The following is a 23533-nucleotide window of genomic DNA, read 5'->3' as shown; positions in this document are numbered from 1 at the left end:
AAAATTTAGAAAGCAGAAGCAGACAGATGAAAATCTGTCGTTGCAGCATCTAGAGCATTTCCAGCAAAAGTGCGAAGCGGTTTTGCGTAGGAAATGCGACGGAAAAATACTTAGAGCGATTCCAGCGGCTCTGTTTTAACTGGAACCGCTCTAGCAAATGCAAAAGGCGCCGTAGAACGGCGCCTTTGGAAAAAGGTGAGGCTGAAGCCGTATAATCGGCAATTAATCCTCAAGCTGCCTTTGTGGCAATACCCTTATCGGTAAAAAGTGCCTGCAACTCGCTCGATTGGAACATTTCGCGTATGATATCGCAGCCGCCGACGAATTCGCCCTTTACATAAAGCTGAGGAATGGTTGGCCAGCTCGAATATTCCTTGATGCCCTGACGCAGTTCATCCGAAGACAGAACGTTGACGCCCTTATACTCCACACCGAGATAGTCGAGGATCTGAACGACCTGACCGGAGAAACCGCACTGCGGGAAACCCGGCGTGCCCTTCATGAAAAGCACGACGTCGTTGGTCTTCACTTCATTCGCGATGAAATCGTTGATGCCGGTCATTTGCGGTCCTTTCCAAGCATAACCCCGAAAAGTCGCCTGACTTTTCGGACAGGATTATGCGCTAAACAAATACGTCGAGGCAAATTTCGACGCAAACAGGGAGGTCTTTCCCAATATAGTCATTTGAATGCTGGTAACCACCCCGTTGGGGCGAATGCAAGTCAAATGCTCAAGAAATCCGTATCAAGGGGAGCTGCATCTTGCCGCAGCAGGATTTGCTCATCGAAATGGGGCCCCCAGAACGGCCTTCCGTTATTCCGGTACGCTGGTCTGCAGGGCGAGTGCATGCAGCACACCGCCCATATTACCCTTCAGCGCATCATAGACCATCTGGTGCTGCTGCACGCGGGACTTGCCGCGGAAACTTTCCGCGACAACCTCGGCGGCATAATGGTCTCCGTCTCCGGCAAGGTCGCGGATCGTCACCTTTGCGTCAGGAATCCCCTCGCGTATCAGTTTTTCGATCTCATGTGCGTCCATAGCCATGTAAAATCTCCCGCCGTTTCCGGCTTCTTCTTCTCATTTTATCGAATCGTAACGCACCATCGTGGAACGTCAACTAACATCTGTCTAACGCTTAAACAGCCGACAAGCAAACCGCCCGGACAGGGTTTCCATCTGGGCGGCAATTAGAGCATTTCCAGCAAAAGTGCGAAGCGCCTTCGCGGGGAAATCAGTCCGCTGGACTGATTTCTTTTCCCGCTTCGATGCGTCGGATAATGCGTAAACTAAAGAGTTCAGGTGAAAGAAATACGATCAGTTATCGCTGACCGGTTCGCCACTCATGAAGCCGGGGAACCAGCCTTCAAAGGCGTCGGTCAGATCGACAACACTGACATCGACGACGTTGCCAATCTTCAGGCTGTCGCCGCCAACCGTGCCGAGCACGCGGAACGGGACGCCTGCGCCTTCAGCATTGAGGGCAATGAGCTTTGCCATTTCCGCCGTAGCCGCGACGACATAGCGCGCCTGATCTTCACCGAAAAGAACTGCGTGCGGCAGACCGTCACCGCCATCGAGCTCTGCACCCTTACCGGACTTGATCGCCATTTCCGCGACGGCAATCGCCAGGCCGCCATCGGAGAGGTCATGACATGCCGTGACCTGACCGTTGCGGATGGCCGAGCGGACGAACTCGCCGTTACGCTTTTCAAGAGTAAGATCGACGGTCGGGGCAGGACCATCGGCACGATCAAACAGATCGCGCAGGTAAATGGACTGGCCGAGATGTGTGCCATCGCCACCAAGCAGAACCAGCGTGTCACCATCCCGCATGCCGCCGATCTTGGCGGTTTGTGTCCAGTCAGGGATGAGGCCTACGCCGGCAATGGTCGGCGTCGGCAGAATGGCTTGACCGTTGGTTTCGTTATAGAGCGAGACATTGCCCGAAACGATCGGGAAATCCAGCGCACGGCAGGCTTCACCGATGCCTTCGATAGCCTTGACGAGCTGGCCCATGATTTCCGGCTTTTCAGGATTGCCGAAGTTCAGGTTGTCGGTCGATGCCAGCGGCTCAGCGCCAGTCGCAGTGATGTTGCGCCAGCATTCGGCCACGGCCTGCTTGCCACCCTCGAATGGATCGGCTTCGCAATAGCGCGGGGTCACGTCGGATGAGAAGGCGAGAGCCTTGGTGTCATGGCCCTCGACGCGGATTACACCGGCATCGCCGCCCGGAACCTGCAACGAGTTGCCCTGAATGAGCGTATCGTACTGTTCATAGACCCAGCGACGGGATGAAAGATCAGGCGAGCCAATCAGCTTGAGAAGGGCAGTGGAGTAATCTTCCACTTGCGACACATTGCTCGCGGGAAGCGGCGCGTGCTTGCCTGGCTCCATCCACGGACGATCATATTCCGGTGCTTCATCGCCCAGATCCTTGATCGGCAGATTGGCGACTTCTTCACCCTGATGAATGACGCGGAAACGAAGATCGTCAGTCGTCTTGCCAACGATGGCGAAGTCGAGACCCCACTTGCGGAAGATCGCCTGCGCTTCGGCTTCCTTCTCAGGTTTCAGAACCATGAGCATGCGCTCCTGGCTTTCCGACAGCATCATTTCATAAGCCGTCATGTTCTCTTCGCGGACGGGAACATGGTCGAGTATGAGTTCAATGCCGAGGTCACCCTTGGCGCCCATTTCGACAGCCGAACAGGTGAGGCCAGCCGCACCCATATCCTGAATGGCGATAACTGCGCCGGAGGCCATTAGCTCAAGACAGGCTTCGAGCAGGCACTTTTCGGTAAATGGATCGCCGACCTGAACGGTCGGGCGCTTTTCTTCAATCGACTCATCGAATTCAGCTGATGCCATGGTCGCGCCGCCGACACCGTCGCGGCCCGTCTTGGCACCCAGATAGACAACCGGCAGGCCTACGCCTTTGGCTTCCGATAGGAAGATGCCATCATGCTTGGCAAGACCGGCAGCAAAGGCATTGACCAGGATATTGCCGTTATAGCGCTTGTCGAAGTTCACTTCGCCGCCAACGGTCGGCACGCCGAAGGCATTGCCATAGCCGCCGATGCCCGACACGACGCCGGATACCAGGTGACGGGTCTTCGGATGATCGGGCTCGCCGAAGCGGAGCGCATTCATGGCCGCAACGGGACGCGCGCCCATGGTGAACACGTCGCGCAAAATGCCGCCAACGCCGGTCGCTGCACCCTGATAGGGCTCGATGTAGGACGGATGGTTGTGGCTTTCCATCTTGAAGACGACGCAATCGCCATCGCCGATGTCCACCACGCCTGCGTTTTCGCCAGGGCCCTGAATAACGCGCGGTCCGGTTGTCGGAAGCGTGCGAAGCCATTTCTTGGAGGACTTGTAGGAGCAATGCTCGTTCCACATCGCCGAGAAAATCCCGAGCTCTGTGAAGGTGGGCTCGCGTCCGATCAGATCAAGAATGCGCTGATACTCGTCCGGCTTAAGACCATGCGCTTCGATCAATTCCGGCGTGATGTCTCGCGTATTGGAAATAGTCATGGAAATGGGGAACCCCGTCGCAGGCTGCGGTACCCGAAAACCTTCTGCCGAAGGCTAGATACCTAAGGTTTCAAGGCGCCTCTTTAACCTAAGTTTTCATGAAGTGCGACAGGAAAATGCCGCTTTCCCAGCCTCAATCCTATATCAATAACGATAAAAAGAAACCAGCCTGTCAGACACTCCCTTCATATCCCGCCTGTTCGTTTTCGAGCAGGCGACGGAGCGTCAGAAAACTGTTTTCGACGACACTGCGATCAGCCGGAGACGAGAAGGCAACGCGGACCCTGTGATAGATCTGATCGACACGTCCGGCCTTGAACTCATCTTCGTCGTCGATCAGGATTCCGCTTTCATAGGCCGCCGCCTTGAACGTGCCCGAAAGCCACGGCTCGGGCAGTCCCATCCACAGGAATGGAACTGTCGGACAGGATACGAAATCGAAACCGTTGAAGATTTCTCGCGCCATCTTTTCGCGAATGACCGTTTCTTCGCGGCATTTGCTGTGAATGGCGTCTGCCTCGCCGGACAACACCAGCTGAGCGCCGGTTTCAGCGAGCAGGAATGCTGCGCCGCCTGTGACCATCTTGTGCGTTACCTTCACGCGTTGGGCGCAATGCGCAGGGCAGGCGACCCATCCGCTGCGTATGCCTGCGGCAACGGCCTTTGACAGACCGGAGACGACGAATGTGCGTTCAGGCGCAAAGCTTGCCAAGGGTGGAATCTGGCTGTCGCACATGATGCCATAGATATCGTCTTCGATAAGCCAGACATTGTAACGCCTTGCGATGTCGGCGATTGCACGACGGCGTTCTTCCGGCATGACGGACAGGGTCGGATTGTGCAGCGTCGGCATCAAAAAGGCGAGAGTCGGATGCTGCTGGCGGCAGGCCCGTTCGAATTCTTCCGGGATCAGGCCATATTCATCCAGACCGGCCTGAATGGTACGGCGCCCGAGAAGGCGCACGGAGCGGCTGATCTGCGCATAGGTCAGATTTTCGAACAGGATGCGATCGCCCGGATTCGTGAAGGCCGTGATGATGGCGATGCTCGCAGCCTGCGCCCCATTGGTAACGACAATGCTGTCAAGATCTGGTCGCCAGTCGGCTCGCGAAAGCCATTTTTGCCCGGCTTCCAGCCAGTGCTGCGGAAAATAGCGCGAATAGCTCGCAATATCCTGCGGAAAATCCCGATGAATGTCGGCATTGATTTTGGCCAGAACTTCATGCTGGCCGACATCCGGCGCCGCAGTCGTGTCGAAACGTATTTTCCCGGAAGGGACATCGGCAGGCTTTGTACCAGCAATGCCAGAGGCGGTCAGCGCGTTGTCTGCCGGTTCTTCGCCCAGAACGTAAGTTCCTCGACCGACTTCGCCCGTCACGAGACCACGTTCGTGGGCCAGAGCATAGGCACGACCGATTGTGCCGATTGTCACCTTCAAGTCGAATGCGAGATTGCGCTGTGGAGGAAGTTTGATACCCGCTGGCAATCCACCATTCCCGATGGCTTCTTCGATGGCATCGGCAAGCTGCAGGTAAAATGGACCGGATTTACCGGCAAGATCTGGAATCCAATTTGTCATGGTGACAACTTATAAATTGTACCTATTGCCAAGTCAATTGTAGAGTCAATTCGTCGCTACTTGGTGACAATGCAGACATCGAGCTAAACATAAGGTTTGTCTCGACTGCTTCCCAGCTCCCAACTGGCCCAACTGGCAATGAAATGGACCGAGCCAATGTTTTACTTTAGACCGCAGACCGAGACAATAGATACAATTCTTCCTGAGCCCGTAGCTGATAGCATTACGGATTTGCCAAAAGCTTTGCAGGTCAATCTGATGGCGGCGTCCCAACCGCAGATCGGATATGTACGGCGTGTTGTCTCTTTTTGTTCTTACGCATTGTCCGACGCATCGAAGCTGGAAAAGAAATCAGTCCAGCGGACTGATTTCCCTGCGAAGACGCTTCGCACTTTTGCTGGAAATGCTCTGGATTGGATGTCTTATCGAATGATGCTGCGGCGCAGTCGGATCGCCCTCGGCGAACTGACTGACGATCAGTTGCGCGATATCGGACTACAGCGCGACGAAGCAGAGCGCGAAGCGCGTAAGGTGCGTTTTCACTTGCGTTGAAGTATGTCGCGGAAAGCAGCTTTCCGCGACAGCTTGATTACTGGCAACCGCTCTGGCCTGAAGCCCAGCGGTTGACGTCGGCGGCGATCCTGCCGCCATGGCTTTCCTGCATCATCGGACCGAAAGCCTCGACGCGTGCAGGATTGCCTTGCGCCTGCACGACGAGCAGCGGACGTAATGCCGGATTACGGGCGGGCACGACCAGAATGCGCGGACGTCCGGTGAAGGAATTCAGTTCCGGCGCGAGTGAGTAACCGCGGAAATCCTTGTCCTTGGATTTGAACCAGCAGTTATTTGCTGCCAGCGCGATGCGCTCCATGGTTGGCAGTGCCGCCTTGCTGGCGTCGACGGCGATGGGCCCCGTGGGTTTGCTGGAAGTGCAGGCTGCAAGCAATGCAATGGCCGGGAGGGCCAGAAGAGCGAAAGTCTTGGTCTTCAAGGAGGGGCTCCGATAGTGCGTGCCTTCAAAAGGCACGCATGAGAGGTGGGGGTAAACAGTGTCAGGCTAGTTGCGGCATGAAAGCTTTCAGTCCGTCATCCATCTCGTTCCAGATGCGCTCAAAAACCGGATGCTGTTTTGCCTTGGCGGCATATGCATCAAACTTCGGGAACTCGTCCAGCAAATCCGCTTTGCCCGAGAGCTTCTTCAACGGTTCCATCAGAAAACGCACCGGCAACAGCCAGCAATCTGCAAGGGTCGGTTCGTCTCCAGTGGCATAGGCTTTGTCCGAGAGACGGCTTTCGACCACTTTCAGGCCGGTATGCATCTTTTCGAACAGGCGTTCGATGCTTGCATTGTCGCGCTCGGGCTTGCTCAAAAGGATGAAAAGCTTCATCGTGGGTCCAAGCACGTCCAGTTCCGTCACTCGGGCAAGGAGGCGAATAAGTGCGCGCTCGCGCGGCGTTCCGGGCAGCACGGATATTTCGGGAAAATGATCTTCGAGATATTCGGCGATCACCGTCCCTTCGTACAGCGTTTCTCCGGAACTGGTAATCAGCACAGGAACTCGGCGGAGCGGTGTGATATTGCCGAAATCGGCTGGGAACGGGTAGGGCATGTTCATCGGCTTGAACGACAGGTCCTTCAGGTAAAGAACCCCGCGGACAAAGGCCGAGTAAGGGGAAAGAGGTCTGGAATAAAGCTGCATGAATGAAGTTCCCCTGATTCGTTATCGCTAAAATGTGCGAGGCATTTCCAGCAAAAGTGTGAACGCTCCTGCCTGGATAGCGCATGAAACAAATATGGGGCGATCCTGACGATTCCTCCTTGATCAGGACCCTCCCGAAGTCAAGCTGCCACGAAAATAGATGCTTTGCCAGTGCAGTTTTGCAGCTGAGGCGTCAGAGCAGGCGCAATAAAAAAGGCGGCTTCAATCGAGCCGCCTTTTCCGTTTATCTGTGTACCAGCTTATGCAGCGAGGCCCAGCGCGCCAGCGAAGAGCGCCCGACCGTCATCACCGCCATGCGCGGATTCGATCAGGTTTTCCGGATGCGGCATCATGCCGAGCACATTGCCGCGTGCGTTGACGATACCGGCAATGTCATTGACCGATCCGTTCGGATTGGTGCCTTCGGCATAGCGGAACACAACCTGGCCTTCGCCTTCGAGATGCTTCAGCGTTTCGGCATCGGCGAAATAATTGCCGTCATGATGCGCGACCGGGCAGCGGATGATCTGCCCCGGCTTGTAGCCGCGCGTGAACAACGTGTTGGCGTTGGTCACTTCGAGCTTTACTTCGCGGCAGACGAACTTGAGCGAAGCATTGCGCATCAATGCACCCGGCAGAAGTCCGGCTTCGACGAGAATCTGGAAACCGTTGCAGACACCCATGACCATGACGCCCTTATCGGCCTTCTCGCGAACGGCCTGCATCACCGGCATACGGGCTGCAATCGCACCGCATCGCAGATAGTCACCATAGGAAAAGCCGCCCGGAATCAGGATCAGGTCCACATCGTCGGGAATGCTCGTATCGGTCTGCCAGACGGTCACCGGTGCCTGTCCGGTGATCTTGGTGAGTGCTGCGATCATGTCGCGATCGCGATTGAGGCCGGGAAGGAGAATGACTGCGGATTTCATGAGCGTCTCTGTCCTTTGCCTGATCAGCCGATGGCGATGGAATAGTCTTCGATCACCGTGTTGGCGAGCAGCTTTTCGCACATGGCCTTCAGGTCGGCTTCGGCCTTGCTCTTGTCGGAGCCATTCAGTTCGAGGTCGAAAACCTTGCCCTGACGGGCCGAGTTGACGCCGTCAAAACCGAGGCTGCCGAGCGCGCCGACGATTGCCTTGCCCTGCGGGTCGAGAACGCCGTTTTTCAGTGTAACGGTGACGCGTGCCTTGATCACTCTGTAGTTCCTGCAATTTTAGAACGAATGAAACAGCCCGGAAGGCTTGATTTGGCATGATCCCGAAAACCGTGTCGACTTTTCGGGATCGTGCCCTTCTGGGCTGGGCGGATCATTTTACTTCACAAGTGTAGGGCCAGCCGGGCGCGGCGTGTCGTTCTCGTTCATGATGCCGAGACGGCGAGCCACTTCCTGATAGGCCTCAACCAGTCCGCCCATGTCGCGGCGGAAACGGTCCTTGTCGAGCTTGTCATTGGTGGTGATGTCCCAAAGACGCGCTGAGTCCGGAGAAATTTCGTCTGCGACGACGATGCGCATCATGTCGCCTTCCCACAAGCGACCGCATTCCATCTTGAAATCGACAAGCTGGATGCCGATGCCGAGGAACAGGCCGGTCAGGAAGTCGTTGACGCGAATGGCGAGCGCCATGATGTCGTCGATTTCCGGCGGGCTTGCCCAGCCGAAAGCGGTGATATGCTCTTCGGTGACCATCGGGTCGTCGAGCGCGTCAGCCTTGTAATAGAACTCGATGATCGAGCGCGGCAGCACGGTGCCTTCTTCAAGGCCAAGGCGCTTTGCCAGCGAACCGGCAGCGACATTGCGCACAACCACTTCAAGCGGAATGATTTCCACTTCCTTGATCAGCTGCTCACGCATGTTGAGGCGGCGGATGAAGTGAGTTGGAATGCCAATGCGGTTAAGCTGGGTGAAAATATGCTCGGAAATGCGGTTGTTCAGCACGCCTTTTCCGTCGATGACTTCATGCTTCTTTGCATTGAAAGCGGTTGCATCATCTTTGAAAAATTGGACGAGCGTACCGGGTTCAGGGCCTTCATAAAGAATCTTGGCCTTGCCCTCGTAAATACGGCGGCGACGGTTCATGGCTTTTCTCGGATTTCCATATTTATGGTGATCGGCTCTAAGCCGCTATTCTCGCGGGCTACCTATAGCAATTGTGGGCTTTTAACAATCCTGCTTTGTGCCCGTTCCCCCGTTTTCGCTGTTTCTGATGCAAGTTTATGCATGAGTCGCAAGAAAGTAGTCTTTAGCTCTTGTATAATCTTGCTCCCCTTGCCAGCTTTAGGCAAGAGAACGGATGACGATCTCTTCTAACTTGTAAGTCTGGGAGCTTTATGAATGACCACTGGCATGGATGATCGCCGCGACGCTTTTGAAAAGAAATTCGCGCTTGATGCGGAACTGCGCTTCAAGGCGGAGGCACGCCGCAACAAGCTTCTGGGACTCTGGGCCGCAGACCAGCTTGGCAAGAAGGATGCGGATGCCGAAGCCTATGCCAAGGAAGTCGTTGCCGCCGACTTTGAAGAAGCTGGCGATGAGGATGTTTTCCGCAAGGTGCGCGCCGACTTCGATGCGGCAAGTGTAAGCGTTGCAGACGAAGTTATTCGTGAGAAGATGTTTGCTTTCCTTGAAGAGGCAATCCGCCAGGTAAAGCAGGATTGATGGATGGTTCGGGGCGGAAGGATAGATAGCACTTCCGCCCTGATCCTTTTGAAATAAAGGAAATTCGAATGTCGTTGTCTTCGCGCCTTCGCGCCGGGGAAACAGTGCTTTCTGCATGGTCCTCCCTTCCCGAACCCCTGACGGTCGAAATTCTCGCCCATAGCGCCTTCGATGCCGTAACGCTGGACATGCAGCATGGCGGCCACGACGAGGCGAGTGTTCTTCGTTCTCTCGGCCTTATCCTGAACGCTGGCAAGCCGCCGGTCGTGCGCGTTCCTGTCGGACGCTTCGACATGGCAAGCCGTGCGCTGGATTTTGGTGCGCAGGCGGTCATCGCTCCGATGATCAATTCCGTCGAGGATGCCCGCAGGTTTGCAGCCGCCATGAAATATCCGCCGGTGGGCGAACGCTCATGGGGCGTATTCCGGGCCAATGCGGATTACGGCGCACCGGGTTCCAACGATTATCTGACCACCGCAAATCACGATACGCTTGCCTTCGCGATGATTGAAACGCGCGATGCCTACGATGCGCTGGATGCCATTCTGGATGTTCGCGGCATCGACGGCGTTTTCGTCGGCCCCGCGGATTTCTCCATTGCGTGGAGCAACGGGCGTGAGGCAAATCCGAATTCGGATGCGATTGTGGAACCTATCGGCAATATTGCCCGCAAAGCTGCTGCGGCAGGAAAGATCGCCGGTATTTATTCACCTTCGCCCGAGTTTGCGCGTCGCTACATTCCGCTTGGTTTCCGCTTCCTGACACTCAGCAATGATGGCGGTTATATCCGGCTCGCAGCAGAAACGCTGACCAAAGCGGTTCGCGACTAATTCCATTGCAAGATATTCAACAAGAAAAGGCGGGCTGATGCCCCGCCTTTTCTTTTGCTTACAGTGGACTCACCGGAATGTTTGGGCCCAAACAATTGCAACTGGAAGCCCGGTGAATGGGCCGATAAGTTCGCATCAACTGCTAGCTACGCAATTTCATCGCGAACGTCTTTATCTGCGCGCTTATTCGAGGGATTTGAATGTCTGAACTTGATGATCTTCTCCGTCAGAAAGCGGAAATCGAAGCACGTATCCTGGAAGCCCGGGGCCAGGAAATAGAATGGCTGAAACTGGAGTTTGCGAACCTTGCTTATAAACTGAGAGAGTTGAACGCTCTCCCTAAAGCTATCGTGGATGCTTTTACTGACAAAGCCGACACGTTCAACTCCTTCCGCGTAATGAAAGTGAAGAAAAACTAGCTCGTCGGTGTTTTCTCAATGGACCTCAAATATCTATCGCGAAATGCGGCCTTGGCGGAGCGGGCTCGTCTAAGGATATTGCGTTCCGGGTTCACGATCAGCGGGCATCGATTATGGACTGATGACGAAGACTGGGTATGTCAGTTTTTCTATCCCGATTATTTTACGATTTGCCAGGTTCTGGATACCCGGTCGAGAAAAGCAGTGCAGACACGCTGCCAAAAACTAGGGCTTGTTCCCAAGAAATTATGTTGGGGATGGTCTGCGAAACAAAAACTGCGGAAACTCTATCCAGAAGCAAGCGGGAAGAAACATGTGATGCTTTTCCCGGTGTAGACTGGTCGAAAATCCAGTCGGCAGCGCGTTATTATAATTATCGACGCAAGAAGAAGCCCTACAAGGTTACCGGCGTTCTCTCACTTGATCAGTGCAGGAGCCGCTGTTACGAAATAAACTGGATTATGCGGGATTTGGATGACGAGGCTGGTACCGGGCGATATTTTCAAACACGCGGTTATCGTTGCAACTATCCAAACTTCAAGGCAATTAGCCGGGGGTGCGAGCCTTGGGCGGGCGATTGGAAGTACGATGGGAAGAATGGTAGCGTGTCCTACCATTCTGTTTCCCTTTCTGGTCAGTGATGCTTGGGCGCCTGTAGTTGCGTCATGAACTCGGCGAACACCATCGAGCCTTCCGGCCACGGTCCATGCCCGGATTCCGAGTTGATATGCCCGGATTCGCCAGCGTCGATCAGCATTGCACCCCAGTCCTTCACGACATCTTCGGCAGCTTCAAAGCTGGAGAAGGGATCGTTGCGGCTGACCACGGTGATCGTGGGGAATGGCAGACGTTCACGCGGGTAGGGGCCGAACGTCATCAGATGCTTGGGGCGGATCTTGTCGTTGGAAACATCCGGAGGCGCCACGAAAAAGGCTCCAGCCACCTTGTGCTGAAAATGCGGCAAGGCATGAACTACAGTTGCAACGCCGAGCGAATGCGCGACGAGAACAATCGGCCTGGTTGCCGCATTGGCGGCCTTTACCACTTCACCAATCCAGTCTTCGCGAACAGGTTTGGTCCACTCGGCCTGCTCGACGCGCCGCGCCGTCGAGAGTTTGCTCTCCCAACGGGTCTGCCAGTGGTCGGGGCCGGAATTGGTATAGCCGGGGATGATGAGGATATCTGCGTCTTTGACTTTCATGGCTTCCCATTTAGAGAGGCTTTGTAACTTCTTCAAGCCGTGCTTGTTGTATGCTTGGTATAGAAGGCATGCGAATGATGAACAGCCTGTTCGCTGATCGTGATCTTGTGAAACATGTCCCAAATGGTGATGTTTAGGCAAGATTTGAAACACGGCGGAGAGACTGGCATGACAATCAGCAGACGTAATATCCTCGGCGCTGCCGGGACTGCTGCCATGGCCAACATTCTTCCTGTTCGCGCAGAAATGCCGTCGAAGGAGGGCGACATGACACAGCATTTGGGAGCAACCGCAGTCGAAACTGAACGTACGGTTGCTCCGCTTCCATTCGCAATGACCACGCCAATGCGTGTGGCTCGCGTTGGTCTGAAGGCGCGCGATGCTGAAACATTGGCTGAATATTATCACGATGTCGTCGGCTTGCGCGAGATGACGCGTCGCGGCGCGTCGATTGTGCTCGGTGCAGGTGACCGCGAACTGATGGAAATTGAACAGTTTTCGGCGGCCAGGCCGGACGACCCACGCAGCGCCGGTTTGTATCACACCGCATTCCTGCTGCCGACACGTGGCGACCTTGCGCGCTGGTCGCGCCGCGCCATCGACAAGCAATTGCCGGTCAGCGGTGCATCGGACCACAAGGTAAGCGAAGCCATCTATCTGACCGATCCCGAGGGCAACGGTATCGAAATCTATTCAGATCGTCCGAACAATGAGTGGCAATGGAATGGCGACCGTGTTGCCATGAGCACCGATCCGCTCGATGTCAGCAATTTGCTCGATGTCATCAAGCGCGAGGGCGGAGAATGGGACGGCGCACCGCAAAACACCGTGGTTGGTCACGTTCATCTGCGCGTCGGCAATGCGCATGAAGCCGAAACCTTCTGGCACAATGAACTCGGCCTCGAAACTGTTCAAACCTATGGTGACCGGGCTGTGTTCATGTCCACCGGGCGCTACCATCACCATATCGCTGCTAATGCTTGGCAGAGTGCCGGTGCTGGCAAGCGTGACGAGGATCGGACCGGCCTCGGCTGGGTTGAGCTGGAAGACACGCGTGGCGGTAATAACAGCACCTTCGTGGACCCATGGGGCAACGTGGTCAATACGATCAAGACCAAGGCGTAAACCAGCCCGTCTCCGGAATGTAAAAAGCCCCATGTTTTCATAAACATGGGGCTTTTTTCGGATTCAAATTATGAACCAATTAAAGGGGGCGCAGATTTTGGTTATGACGTGCCGAAAATCGCGACTTGCAAGAACCAGAGCGCAGCGTATCTGAGGTACGTGAGCACCGGAAGCGCAGTAAGACGCGATTTGCAGGCCGTCAGAGCCGAAATCTTAACCGAAGACGCGCTTGAAAATCGTATCTACATGCTTGGTGTGGTAGCCGAGATCGAACTTTTCGCGGATCTGGTCTTCGGAAAGCGCGGCGCGCACTTCCGTGTCGGCCAGCAGTTCCTCAAGGAAGTCGGCGTCCTGTTCCCAGACCTTCATGGCATTGCGCTGCACAAGACGATAAGCATCTTCACGCGACACACCTGCCTGAGTGAGCGCCAGAAGCACGCGCTGCGAATGCACCAGACCGCGGAACTTGTTCATGTTTTTCAGCATGTTGTCCGGGTAGATGACCAGCTTTTCGATCACGCCAGCCAGACGGTTGAGCGCGAAGTCGAGCGTGATGGTGGTGTCCGGGCCAATGGCGCGCTCGACGCTCGAATGCGAAATATCGCGTTCGTGCCAGAGAGCGACATTTTCCATGGCGGGCGTGACCGACATACGCACCAGACGGGCGAGGCCGGTCAGGTTTTCGGTCAGAACCGGATTGCGCTTGTGCGGCATGGCCGACGAACCTTTCTGGCCCGGAGAGAAGAATTCTTCCGCTTCCAGAACTTCGGTACGCTGCATGTGGCGGATTTCGATGGCGACATTTTCGATGGACGAGGCGATGACGCCGAGTGTCGCGAAGAACATGGCGTGACGGTCACGCGGGATGACCTGCGTGGAAACCGGCTCGGCTTCGAGGCCAAGCTTGGCGCAGACATATTCCTCAACGCGCGGGTCGATATTGGCGAAGGTGCCGACAGCGCCGGAAATCGCGCCGGTCGCAATCTCGGCACGCGCTGCGACGAGACGGGCGCGGTTGCGCTGCATTTCTGCATAGAAACGCGCGAAGGTCAGGCCCATTGTGGTCGGTTCGGCGTGAATGCCGTGGCTGCGGCCGATGCGAACCGTGTCCTTGTGTTCAAAAGCACGCTTCTTCAGAGCTTCCAGAACGCGGTCCATGTCGGCAAGCAGCAGATCGGCAGCGCGTACGAGCTGGACGTTGAGCGTGGTGTCGAGCACGTCCGACGAGGTCATGCCCTGATGCACAAAGCGGCTGTCCGGACCGATGAATTCGGCCAGATGGGTCAGAAATGCAATGACGTCATGCTTCGTGACGGCCTCGATCTCGTCGATACGGGCGACGTCAAACTTCGCCACGCTACCCTTTTCCCAGATGGTCTTCGCCGCTTCCTTCGGGATGACGCCGAGTTGCGCCAGCGCCTCGCAGGCATAGGCTTCGATCTCGAACCAGATGCGGAACTTCGTTTCGGGCGACCAGATGGCGACCATTTCAGGCCGGGAATAGCGCGGGATCATGAGTGCATCCTATAGAATGGAATAGACGGACGGAGTTTAGTGATTACGTGCGGCCTCGGCAGCGGCGCGGATCGCCTGGATATTGGCGCGGTAGCTCTCGACGGAGTTGCCTTTGTAGACCGCAGAACCGGCCACGAGAATGTTGGCGCCAGCGGCAACGACCGAGCCTGCGGTTTCCGGTGTAATACCGCCGTCAACTTCGATGTCGATAGGGCGGTCGCCAACCATTTCGCGGACGCGCTTGATCTTGTCGAGCATCGGCGTGATGAACTTCTGGCCGCCAAAACCGGGATTGACGGTCATGACGAGGACGAGATCGACATCATCGATGACGTTCGTCAGCGCTTCGGCGGGCGTTGCCGGGTTAAGCGCCAGACCGGCTTTCTTGCCGAGAGCGCGGATCGACTGCAGCGAACGGTGCGTGTGCGGACCGGCTTCGGCGTGAATTGTGATGAGATCGCAACCAGCATCGGCAAACGGGGCCAGATACGGGTCGCAGGGCGCAATCATCAGATGCGCATCGAAGAATGCCTTGGTGCGCGGGCGGATCGCGTTCACCACCTGCGAACCGAAAGTAATATTCGGCACAAAATGCCCGTCCATGACGTCGATATGCACCCAGTCGGCACCGGCTTCCAGCACGGCGTCGACTTCTTCGCCAAGACGGGCAAAATCGGCGGAAAGGATGGACGGGGCGATGGCGATGGGGCGCATATGTGATCTCCGTAACTTTGGCCAGCCCCTAGCACATGAGGGGCAAGAATCCTATCCCCAGCGCTTGTGGAACCACATCCACTGGCCGGGATATTCGCGCACCCATGTCTCAACGGTATCGTTCAACAGCTGTGCGGTTGCGGCAACATCGATCTCACCCTTGTCGTCGCGCGGCAATTCCATGCGCTCATAGAGTTCGAGACGATAACGCCCGCCGGGAAGGCGGATACAGCGTGCCGGATAGACGTCGCAATCATATTGCCGCGCAAGCTTGGCCAGTAGCGGATTGGTTTTCACCGGGCGATTGAAGAAGGTGGAAGGCACACCGCGGCGGAATTTCTGGTCCACCAGCATACCGACATTGCCGCCTTCATCGAGGATATGCGCAAGCGCCCAGGCGGCACCTGCCTTGGAAGGCACGAGATGGCCCATATTGGTATGGCGGGCTTTCAGAACCTTGTTGGCGATATAGGGATTGTTGGGCGGGCGAAACAGCGCGGTGACATTCAGGCCGAATGTGGCGGCGCAGATCGGCAGAAGCTCGAAATTACCGGTATGAGCGGTGAAGAAGATATGCGGCTTCTTCTCGTCGCGGAGACGTTCGAAAATCGGAATGCCTTCCACTTCGACCAGGCCCGGCGTTGTGGCATTGGGGTCGAAGTCGAAAACGGCGTCGAGGAAGATATATTCCGCGAGAAGGCGCGCCATCGATTCCCACATTTCGCGGGCGATTTCCTCGATTTCCGCGTCGCTTTTCTCAGGATAAGCCTGACACAGATTATCGGTGGCAACCTTGTGGCGCGGCGTCAGCGGCCCGACTAGACGGGCCACCTTGGCTGAAAAGCTGATTGCAGCCTTCGCCGGAAAAAGGCGCAGCAGGCCAAGCAGCAGAAAGACGGCCTGCGCCCAGAGCCAGTAGTTGAACTGCTTCAGCTTGCGGGTCCAGCGGAAGAGCAGAAGTTTCAGCTTGAACATCATGGACGTGGGCGACTCAGTCGATCTCGAGAATGATCTTGCCGAAGACGTCGCGGCCTTCCATGCGCTTCAGCGCCGTGTCGATATCGTTGAATCCGACCACGGTGTCGATGACCGGATGCACGATGCCGCGCGCCATTTTCTGCATGGCGTCGGCCATGTTTTCCATACGGCAACCGAAGGAACCCAGAATCTTGAGCTGCTGCTGGAAAAGCTGCATCAGGTTCATGTTTGTCGAGACGCCCGAGGTCGAACCGCAGGTAACGAGGCGCGCGCCGCGCTTCATGCAAAGCATCGAACCGGCCCAGGTATCCGCGCCGACATGCTCGAACACCACGTCTACACCCTTCTTCTTGGTGAGCTTGCGCACCACGCCCTCGAAGCGGTCTTCCCGGTAGTTGATGACGTGATCGGCGCCGAGCGCTTTGGCCTTCTCGATCTTGTCGTCAGAACCTACCGTGGTGATGACCGTGCAGCCCATCTTCTTGGCAAGCTGGATCGCGGCTGAACCGATGCCGGAACCGCCGGCCTGAACGAGAACGGTTTCGCCGGGCTCAAGCTTGGCATTATCGAACAGCATATGCTCGACCGTACCGAAGGTTACAGGGGCGACGGCGGCGCCGATGGCATCCAGACCGGGAGGTGCCGGAACGAGAAGACGGGCAGGCAGGTTCACTGCCTCGCAGGCAAAGCCGTCGAGATGGAAACCATGCACGCCGCCGACATGTTCGCACAGATTGTCACGGCCTTCGCGGCAGGCGCGGCAAAGACCACAGGTGCGCGCACCATAGATCGAGACGAGCTGACCGGGCAGGAGATTGGAAACGCCGGGGCCGACAGCATCCACAACGCCTGAAGCTTCCGCACCGATAACCAGCGGCATCTTGCGCTTGGCAAACGCCATGCCGCGCCAGCCCCACACGTCGATGTGGTTGAGCGCAACGGCCTTGATCTTCACGGTTACCTCGCCAATGCCGGGGGCAGGCGGCGGTGCGATATCGGTGATTTCAAGGCGGCGATCGTCGAGAAGCTGCAAGGCGCGCATGAAGTAATCCTTTTCAAGACATAATCCCGGAAACGGCGAACCGTCCGGGATCATCGGCAAATTCGTATTTGTCGGACCGATTAATTCGGATTTGCCGCCAAAACAAGGCTCGTATTTTGTCCGCCGAAACCGAACGAGTTGGAAAGCACGGCAGAAACTTCTGCCTGACGCTTCACATTCGGCACGACATCAAGCGGAACAGCCGGGTCCGGATTGTCATAATTGATGGTCGGGGGCAGGGTGCCCGTCTGGATCGTCAGCAGCGAGAAGACTGCCTCGATAGCACCCGCGGCGGTCAGCGTATGGCCGATCATCGACTTGTTGGAGGAAACCGGGATGGAGGCAAGCTTGTCACCGAATACTGTCGAAAGCGCCAGATATTCCATCTTGTCGTTTTCAGGCGTCGAGGTACCGTGGGCGTTGATATAGGAAATCTGCTCTTCGGTCAGACCGGCATCGGCCAATGCGGCGCGCACCGTGCCAATGGCAGGTGAAGCGTCTGGCTTGGAACGGGTACGGTGGAAATCATCGGCCTTTTCGCCGCAACCGGCCAGAATGCCCAGAACCTTGGCGCCGCGTGCAACAGCACTTTCGAGTGATTCCATCACCAGCGCGCCGGAACCTTCCGACATGGCAAAACCGTCACGATCCTTGGAGAAAGGCTTGGAAGCCTTTTCCGGCTTGTCGTTCTGGGTGGAAAGGGCCGAAAGCAGCGAAAAGCGGATCAGGGCTTCGGCAGAGACCGAACCATCGGTTCCGATGGAAAGTACCCGATCACTTTCGCCACGACGGATGGCTTCGACACCGAGCTGGATCGCAGTCGCACCCGAGGCACATGCGGTCGAAAGCGTGATCGGCAGGCCGCGCGTGCCAAAAGCTTCCGACAGGCGTTCAGCGATATAGCCGAACTGGGTCGTATTGAAGAGGTCATTCTGACGGGCGCGGCGACAGGCTTCCAGCAGGAGCGGATAGCTTGCCGGACCTTCATTCTTCACGGTCGCATCAAGTGCAAACCGGCTTTTCCAGTCCAGTTCGACCGGAGGAGCTGCCAGAAAAAGCGGACCGCCGAAATCGGTAGACGAAAGGCCGGACTGTGCGAGAGCTTCCTCACCTGCGAGCCGGGCCAGCGCTTCGGAGAGCGCCGATGCACCCACATCGCTTTCGGCCAGGAAATCGACAGTTCCGGAGAAGCGTGTATTGAGGTTGTCGGTTGGAAAGCGGGTGATGGCATGGATACCCGATTTTCCGCCGGTCAATGCAGCCCAGTTGTCTTCCTTGCCCTGACCGAGCGAGGAAACCACACCTGCGCCGGTGATGGCGACAATGGGACGGCCGAGATGGTCTGTATATTTCGTCATCTTATACTCTCACCAGCTTTGCTGCGCCTTCGGCACGAGTCGCTCCGACTGCGGTGACAATTGCTTCGCTGATTGGGCGACTGGCATCCTTTTCGGATGCATCCAGCGGTGCAAAAGCCTCGCCTTTCCAAACGGATATGGCCGCAAGTGCCAGCGCCAGCGGGAACTGCGCTTCGCGCAAATGACCGGTCAGGCCGGAAATGCCGCGATAAGTGGCTGACAGAGCGTCCAGGGCGGTTTTCTCTGCGCCGGTCGCTTCATGGGCGCCGGAAGCGGCGGAAACAACATAGGAGGGGTCCTTGCCGTCATTGGCTGCAAGGATGAGTTCACGGATGGTGTTCGTAAGATCGGCATTGTCGCGCCGGATCTGTGCACTTTCGATGCCAGCAACTTCGGCATAAGCGCGCGCACCGCGCTTGGCTGCGTGGTCAGCGCTTTCCAGTACAAGGAACACGCCGCCGGAACCGGAAATCATGCCGCCGCCAGCCGAACCGTCGCGCTGCCAGAGCGGTGCCCAGCCATCATGCTTGAGTAGCCCGCCAAGCTCGTGACCGAGAATCATGTCGAAATGTTCGGCATTGTAGGAACCGCCAACCAGCGCATGGGTGCTCTGACCCGTGCGAATGCGCGCGGCTGCGGTTTCGATAGCCGAAAGGCCGGAACCTTCTTCGCCCATGAAGGTACGCGAAGAACCGGTCACCTTGTGGACGATCGAAATATTGCCTGCGAGCAGGTTGGAAAGCTGCGCCAGAAACAGGGTAGGGCGCAGTTCGGTCGAGAGTTTCTCGTTCAGCATGACGCCGCGATCGTTGCGAGTGCGGCCTTCGTCCAGAATCTGCATATCGACGGTAATGTCACGTTCGCCACCACCGGCCCCCACGACCATATCCATGGTCGCGCAAAGCGCCTCGTCGTCCTTCATGCCAGCATCCTGCAGAGCAAGCCCTGCGGCATAGGTGCCAAGGCGCTGCCAGGTTTCCATCTGGCGCTGATCGCCACGCTTTGGAATCTGCAGGCTCCAGTCCACTTCACCCAATGGATGAACAGTGTAAGGCGCAAAGGCTTCCTTTTCGAGGCGCGGCTCAGTGCCAGCCTTCGAGAAAGCGTTCCAATGCACATCGACCCCTTCGCCGAGCGAGGAGATGATGCCGATACCTGTGATGACGACTTTATTGTTCTGCATGGGTCCCGTTTGTCCGTCGATGCTGAGACTGCTCTGACACGCGAAAAATTCGCGCTACCAGAAACGGAATCAGGGCGAACATTTCTGTTCACCCCTCAATACCGCCATATTATGTGCCGGATCAGCCTTTTTTGGCTGCAACCAGCTCATCGATTTTTGCGCAGAGGTTCTTGAGAACGAAATATTCTTCGGTCGGAACCTTGCCTTCGTTCACTTCCTGGGTCCACTGCTCAAGCGGAATCTTGATGCCGAAAGCCTTGTCGATGGCGAAGACGATGTCGAGGAAGTCGAGGCTGTCGATGCCCAGATCGTCGATGGTGTGGCTATCCGGCGTGATGGTGTCACGGTCGATTTCACTGGTTTCGGCGATGATGTCGGCGACTTTGTCAAAAGTAGAGGACAAGTTTCGATTCCTTTATTCATGGCGGTGCCACAGTTGGCACGTATCTGACTGTTTGCGCGTGTCTAGCGTTTTTCCGGTGATAGGGAAAGTCATATTACTTTCATAGTCACCGAGCTTTCAAAACCGCATATAAGGCGCGCAACATGCGAAGCGCAACATAAAGACAAACTCTAATTTTGGAAATATTCTCAAAACTGAGTTATTACAACTGGGCTAGGGTTCGTTTCTGACGCGTCTCACAAAATACCAAAGACCAACCGCAGCACAGGCGATCATCACAATTGCCAGTGCGTATTGCACAGGGCCATTCCCTGATGCAATTGCCACGAGGCCTGATGCCACGCTCCCCATTGTCCCCAAAGCTTCCGGGTGCTTCAAAACAGATGTGACGGCCATATCGCCCTGACGGGCCTTGGGTGAGATATCATTCGTCGGTCCTGCGGCTTGGCAGCGAGCGCCAGAGCGCGAGAACGCACCCGTTCGACATGGGCGAGCCAGCCTTTCCCGAAGGTCGAGGCTGTAGACAACCTTTCCAGCCAGGATGCGCGTGCATCGCACAAAGCATTGATGACCTCGTCGGTAGATCGCATATTGGCGGCCGCAACCGTCTGCGCTCCAATTATTCCATTTCGGATAAGCCCAGAATACCTTGCGGCATCCTTGCCGCGCGTGCGGGACCTGAATTGACCGAAAAGTCGAACAGAGCGTAGTCGAGACCCGAAGGCAGGTTGTCTCCGTCTATCTTGTTCCAGAATTGCGCCTGATAGATTTGCGTGGCAGTTGCTGGCGTCATTTCCTTTACGTCTTCGGGCGATACCTGATGTCCGTCTCACGCGGACAGGGTTGCGATGGTGATACCCATATTGGTTGCGCCGCCGGGATCAGCGGGATTGTCAGCATATCCGCCTTCTTCACTAAAAATATAAGGCATGACTTTCTGGAAATTCTATTTCATTGAAAAAGGCTCTAGTTTAGTATTTATCGATAAAAAACAGTAATTTATAGCTCAGGATACCATTGGTTCTTCAGAAAAAAATATTGTGAAAACTACTTGTTCATGCATTCAATCAAGATTGGTTCAAAATCATTATTTGATCACGATGTGTCTTGCGTACTGCACGATGATGCGGCTTCATGAGCATCTCATCGCTGCATCATTGACAGGCGGGCAAAAGTGAATTCGGAAATCTTTGGATATGCACCGGACGGGCAGGTGGTTCACCGGCTCACGATCTCCAATGGCCCGCTGACGGCCAGGATCATCAATTGGGGCGCAGCCATTCAGGATCTGCGCATGGAGGGCCATGCGGCTCCGCTGGTGATCGGCTATCGCGACTTTGCCGATTATCCGGCCCATTCACCGCATCTGGGTGCGATTGCGGGTCGTTCGGCCAATCGTATTCGCAATGCCCGGTTTGATCTGGACGGAACGACTTACGAGGTAGAGCCGAATTTTCAAGGTCGCCACAATCTGCACGGCGGCAGCAAGGGGCTCGGCAATCGCGTCTGGAAGATAACCGGAAACGGTCCGGATTTCGTGACGCTTGCGGCAGTGGCAACCGAAGGCGAGATGGGGTTTCCCGGCAACCTGAATGTCAGCTGTACCTATATGCTCACCGGGGATGGGACGCTCATCGTGCGGCTGGAAGCAGTGACCGACAAGCCGACCGTCTGCAACCTGCTGCATCACAGCTACTTCAATCTCGATGATGGCGGCGAGGGCGATATTCTCGATCATCAGCTCAAGATCGAAGCCGACGCCTTTATGCCGGTCGATGATGCTCTCATTCCGGACGGACGCGTTCTGCCGGTCAAAGGAACGCCTTTCGATTTCCGGGAGTTCCGTCCGATTCGCTTTGAGGAGAATGGCAGTCAGGTCCAGTACGACAGCAATTTCTGCCTGACCGCAGCGCGGGGACCATTGCGCCCATGCGCGTCGGTCAAGGGCGCTCGTTCCGGTATTCGTCTCGATATATCAACGACAGAACCGGGCGTTCAGTTCTATTCGGGTAACACCATGGCCAATGATTGCATCGGCCTGATGGGCAAGCCTTACGGAAAACACGCGGGTTTCTGTCTTGAGCCGCAGATATGGCCGGGATCGCTGGAATATCCGTATTTCCCGCAGGCAATATTGCGTCCGGGCGAGATTTACGCCCAGACCAGCCATTTCAGCTTTTCACGCGAAAAATAATCAATCAGAAAAAGCGGCGCGTGCGGTTTCCATCGGAGCGAGCGCGCCGCGTATCTCAACGACACGCGCTGCAACCAGATGCGCCTTGCGGGCTGCATCCACCGGCGCGAGCCCGTTCAATCGCGCAGCAAGATAAGCACCGTTGAAGCTGTCGCCAGCCCCGGTGGTGTCCACGGCTTGCGCCATAACGGCTGGTACTGACACTCTTTCATCGCCGGAGACGACCAGAGCCGGTTCGGTGCCGTCCTTGACGACGATCTCTTTCACGCCGAGTGCGGCAAGGCGATCTGCACAGGCGGTGGCATCCTTGTCGCCAAAGAGCGCTTGTTCATCGGGGAATGTGGGTAGGGCAATATCCGCAATGCGCATCGCTTCGCTGATGATCTCCTGCGCGACTTTCCGGTCGGGCCAGAGCTGGTGGCGGAAATTCGGATCGAACGCGATTCTTGAGCCGGCGGCGCGGCACTCCCGCAAGACATCGAAAAATGTGTCGCGATGCTCGGGCAGGATGATGGCGATTGAAATGCCCGAAAAATAGATGATGTCACGGCCGGTCAGGCTTCTTTCCAGAGCTTCGCGGTCGCTGGCGAGACGCCTTGCAGCGGCGTCGCTCCGCCAATAGGTGAAGGAACGCTCGGCACCGTTGAGCGTGATTGCGTAAAGACCGGGATGAAGCCCGTCAATAATGGGGCTATGGGCGATTCCAATTCCATTGGATGTCAGGAATACGCGCTGCTTCTGGGAGAAGCTGTCTTCGCCGAAAGCGGTCACATATTCGACAGGGTAGGATTTCTCCATCAGTGCCCGCATGTACCAGGCGGTGTTCAGCGTATCACCCGCAAAACCCATGCGCCATTGATCGCCTTCATTGCCTGAAAGCTCGATCATGCATTCGCCGATAGACGCAAATCCGCCCATTTCAGTCTCCTCACTTCCAATGGGGCTAACGCCTATACTAATTTGCCGCTATGTAAAATTGGTTTGTCGGTAGTCATCCAGCCTTTATCGACTTGCCACATTCATTGTGTAAGCATCCCCCGACTGCATCGCCCTCAAAATCGGGATAGCTTTTCAAAAGCACGATGCATTACC

25 protein-coding genes and 1 pseudogene are annotated in these 23533 nt (G+C 56.2%); 7 read left to right on the top strand and 19 right to left on the bottom strand.

Annotated elements, in window-relative coordinates:
- Positions 1 to 229: 229 nt before the first annotated feature.
- The 4 genes from grxD to AAE521_RS04490 all read right to left on the bottom strand — a co-directional run bounded on the left by grxD (position 230) and on the right by AAE521_RS04490 (position 5120).
- On the bottom strand, positions 230 to 562 hold the full coding sequence (gene grxD / locus AAE521_RS04505) for a Grx4 family monothiol glutaredoxin (RefSeq protein ID WP_010661201.1): 333 nt from the start codon (positions 560 to 562) through the stop codon (positions 230 to 232).
- 252 nt (positions 563 to 814) lie between these two features.
- On the bottom strand, positions 815 to 1048 hold the full coding sequence (locus tag AAE521_RS04500; protein ID WP_006466620.1) for a BolA/IbaG family iron-sulfur metabolism protein: 234 nt from the start codon (positions 1046 to 1048) through the stop codon (positions 815 to 817).
- 270 nt (positions 1049 to 1318) lie between these two features.
- Positions 1319 to 3541, bottom strand: a complete 2223-nt coding sequence (purL, locus tag AAE521_RS04495; protein ID WP_342060582.1) for a phosphoribosylformylglycinamidine synthase subunit PurL — start codon at positions 3539 to 3541, stop codon at positions 1319 to 1321.
- 172 nt (positions 3542 to 3713) lie between these two features.
- Positions 3714 to 5120: an aminotransferase-like domain-containing protein gene (locus AAE521_RS04490; RefSeq protein ID WP_342060581.1), complete on the bottom strand. Its 1407-nt coding sequence runs from the start codon at positions 5118 to 5120 to the stop codon at positions 3714 to 3716.
- 138 nt (positions 5121 to 5258) lie between these two features.
- On the opposite strand from AAE521_RS04490, the gene AAE521_RS04485 reads away from it, so the two are divergent.
- Positions 5259 to 5672, top strand: a complete 414-nt coding sequence (locus tag AAE521_RS04485) for a DUF1127 domain-containing protein (protein ID WP_342060580.1) — start codon at positions 5259 to 5261, stop codon at positions 5670 to 5672.
- A 37-nt stretch (positions 5673 to 5709) separates the two neighbouring features.
- Here AAE521_RS04485 and AAE521_RS04480 read toward each other — a convergent pair whose 3' ends face one another.
- From AAE521_RS04480 to purC, 5 genes are all read right to left on the bottom strand, one after another.
- Positions 5710 to 6111: a hypothetical protein gene (locus tag AAE521_RS04480; RefSeq protein WP_342060579.1), complete on the bottom strand. Its 402-nt coding sequence runs from the start codon at positions 6109 to 6111 to the stop codon at positions 5710 to 5712.
- A gap of 61 nt (positions 6112 to 6172) precedes the next feature.
- Positions 6173 to 6820 (bottom strand): glutathione S-transferase family protein, encoded by a 648-nt coding sequence (locus AAE521_RS04475; RefSeq protein ID WP_342060578.1) that lies wholly within the window; start codon positions 6818 to 6820, stop codon positions 6173 to 6175.
- Positions 6821 to 7080: 260 nt separating this feature from the next.
- The gene (gene purQ / locus AAE521_RS04470) at positions 7081 to 7752 is read right to left on the bottom strand and encodes a phosphoribosylformylglycinamidine synthase subunit PurQ (RefSeq protein ID WP_342060577.1); all 672 of its coding nucleotides are present in this window, start codon (positions 7750 to 7752) and stop codon (positions 7081 to 7083) included.
- A 23-nt stretch (positions 7753 to 7775) separates the two neighbouring features.
- Positions 7776 to 8018 (bottom strand): phosphoribosylformylglycinamidine synthase subunit PurS, encoded by a 243-nt coding sequence (gene purS / locus AAE521_RS04465; protein WP_010661208.1) that lies wholly within the window; start codon positions 8016 to 8018, stop codon positions 7776 to 7778.
- A gap of 117 nt (positions 8019 to 8135) precedes the next feature.
- Positions 8136 to 8900: a phosphoribosylaminoimidazolesuccinocarboxamide synthase gene (gene purC, locus AAE521_RS04460; protein WP_010661209.1), complete on the bottom strand. Its 765-nt coding sequence runs from the start codon at positions 8898 to 8900 to the stop codon at positions 8136 to 8138.
- 255 nt (positions 8901 to 9155) lie between these two features.
- Between purC and AAE521_RS04455 the strand changes: the two genes are divergently transcribed.
- The 4 genes from AAE521_RS04455 (at position 9156) to AAE521_RS04440 (ending at position 11369) form a co-directional block, all read left to right on the top strand.
- Positions 9156 to 9479, top strand: coding sequence for a DUF1476 domain-containing protein (locus AAE521_RS04455; protein ID WP_010661210.1), 324 nt, complete (start codon positions 9156 to 9158; stop codon positions 9477 to 9479).
- Between the two features lie 62 nt (positions 9480 to 9541).
- The gene (locus tag AAE521_RS04450) at positions 9542 to 10309 is read left to right on the top strand and encodes an HpcH/HpaI aldolase family protein (RefSeq protein ID WP_029376246.1); all 768 of its coding nucleotides are present in this window, start codon (positions 9542 to 9544) and stop codon (positions 10307 to 10309) included.
- Positions 10310 to 10509: 200 nt separating this feature from the next.
- The gene (locus AAE521_RS04445) at positions 10510 to 10728 is read left to right on the top strand and encodes a hypothetical protein (protein ID WP_342060576.1); all 219 of its coding nucleotides are present in this window, start codon (positions 10510 to 10512) and stop codon (positions 10726 to 10728) included.
- 137 nt (positions 10729 to 10865) lie between these two features.
- Positions 10866 to 11369, top strand: a complete 504-nt coding sequence (locus tag AAE521_RS04440; RefSeq protein ID WP_342060575.1) for a hypothetical protein — start codon at positions 10866 to 10868, stop codon at positions 11367 to 11369.
- Here the strand turns inward: AAE521_RS04440 and AAE521_RS04435 are convergent.
- Positions 11363 to 11929 carry an alpha/beta hydrolase gene (locus AAE521_RS04435; RefSeq protein ID WP_342060574.1) on the bottom strand — a complete coding sequence of 189 codons (567 nt, stop codon included), beginning with the start codon at positions 11927 to 11929 and terminating at the stop codon, positions 11363 to 11365. The genes AAE521_RS04440 and AAE521_RS04435 overlap by 7 nt on opposite strands.
- Before the next feature lie 168 nt (positions 11930 to 12097).
- Here AAE521_RS04435 and AAE521_RS04430 point away from each other — a divergent pair, with 168 nt between their 5' ends.
- Positions 12098 to 13054 (top strand): VOC family protein, encoded by a 957-nt coding sequence (locus tag AAE521_RS04430; protein WP_374864437.1) that lies wholly within the window; start codon positions 12098 to 12100, stop codon positions 13052 to 13054.
- A gap of 213 nt (positions 13055 to 13267) precedes the next feature.
- Here AAE521_RS04430 and purB read toward each other — a convergent pair whose 3' ends face one another.
- The 8 genes and pseudogenes from purB to AAE521_RS04390 all read right to left on the bottom strand — a co-directional run bounded on the left by purB (position 13268) and on the right by AAE521_RS04390 (position 21178).
- Positions 13268 to 14569 (bottom strand): adenylosuccinate lyase, encoded by a 1302-nt coding sequence (purB, locus tag AAE521_RS04425; RefSeq protein ID WP_342060573.1) that lies wholly within the window; start codon positions 14567 to 14569, stop codon positions 13268 to 13270.
- A 36-nt stretch (positions 14570 to 14605) separates the two neighbouring features.
- A complete protein-coding gene (gene rpe / locus AAE521_RS04420; RefSeq protein WP_071631728.1) occupies positions 14606 to 15283 on the bottom strand; it encodes a ribulose-phosphate 3-epimerase in 678 nt (225 codons plus the stop codon).
- A 51-nt stretch (positions 15284 to 15334) separates the two neighbouring features.
- Complete coding sequence (locus tag AAE521_RS04415) at positions 15335 to 16261, bottom strand: lipid A biosynthesis lauroyl acyltransferase (protein ID WP_071631727.1); 927 nt, start codon at positions 16259 to 16261, stop codon at positions 15335 to 15337.
- A 13-nt stretch (positions 16262 to 16274) separates the two neighbouring features.
- Positions 16275 to 17303 (bottom strand): zinc-binding dehydrogenase, encoded by a 1029-nt coding sequence (locus AAE521_RS04410; protein WP_071631726.1) that lies wholly within the window; start codon positions 17301 to 17303, stop codon positions 16275 to 16277.
- Between the two features lie 80 nt (positions 17304 to 17383).
- On the bottom strand, positions 17384 to 18661 hold the full coding sequence (locus AAE521_RS04405) for a beta-ketoacyl-ACP synthase (RefSeq protein WP_071631725.1): 1278 nt from the start codon (positions 18659 to 18661) through the stop codon (positions 17384 to 17386).
- 1 nt (position 18662) lies between these two features.
- The gene (locus AAE521_RS04400) at positions 18663 to 19844 is read right to left on the bottom strand and encodes a beta-ketoacyl-ACP synthase (protein WP_071631724.1); all 1182 of its coding nucleotides are present in this window, start codon (positions 19842 to 19844) and stop codon (positions 18663 to 18665) included.
- Between the two features lie 121 nt (positions 19845 to 19965).
- On the bottom strand, positions 19966 to 20247 hold the full coding sequence (locus tag AAE521_RS04395) for an acyl carrier protein (RefSeq protein ID WP_006466638.1): 282 nt from the start codon (positions 20245 to 20247) through the stop codon (positions 19966 to 19968).
- Between the two features lie 213 nt (positions 20248 to 20460).
- A pseudogene (locus AAE521_RS04390) lies at positions 20461 to 21178 on the bottom strand (glycoside hydrolase family 108 protein).
- A gap of 243 nt (positions 21179 to 21421) precedes the next feature.
- Between AAE521_RS04390 and AAE521_RS04385 the strand changes: the two are divergent.
- Positions 21422 to 22441 carry an aldose epimerase family protein gene (locus AAE521_RS04385; RefSeq protein WP_342060572.1) on the top strand — a complete coding sequence of 340 codons (1020 nt, stop codon included), beginning with the start codon at positions 21422 to 21424 and terminating at the stop codon, positions 22439 to 22441.
- Here AAE521_RS04385 and AAE521_RS04380 read toward each other — a convergent pair whose 3' ends face one another.
- Positions 22442 to 23359: a sugar kinase gene (locus tag AAE521_RS04380; RefSeq protein ID WP_342060571.1), complete on the bottom strand. Its 918-nt coding sequence runs from the start codon at positions 23357 to 23359 to the stop codon at positions 22442 to 22444.
- Positions 23360 to 23533 lie beyond the last annotated feature (174 nt).

The organism is Brucella cytisi (assembly GCF_038433355.1).
Classification (GTDB): Bacteria; Pseudomonadota; Alphaproteobacteria; order Rhizobiales; family Rhizobiaceae; genus Brucella; species Brucella cytisi.
Note: the sequence above shows the minus strand (reverse complement) of the source record. Positions and strands in the feature narration are given on the sequence as shown.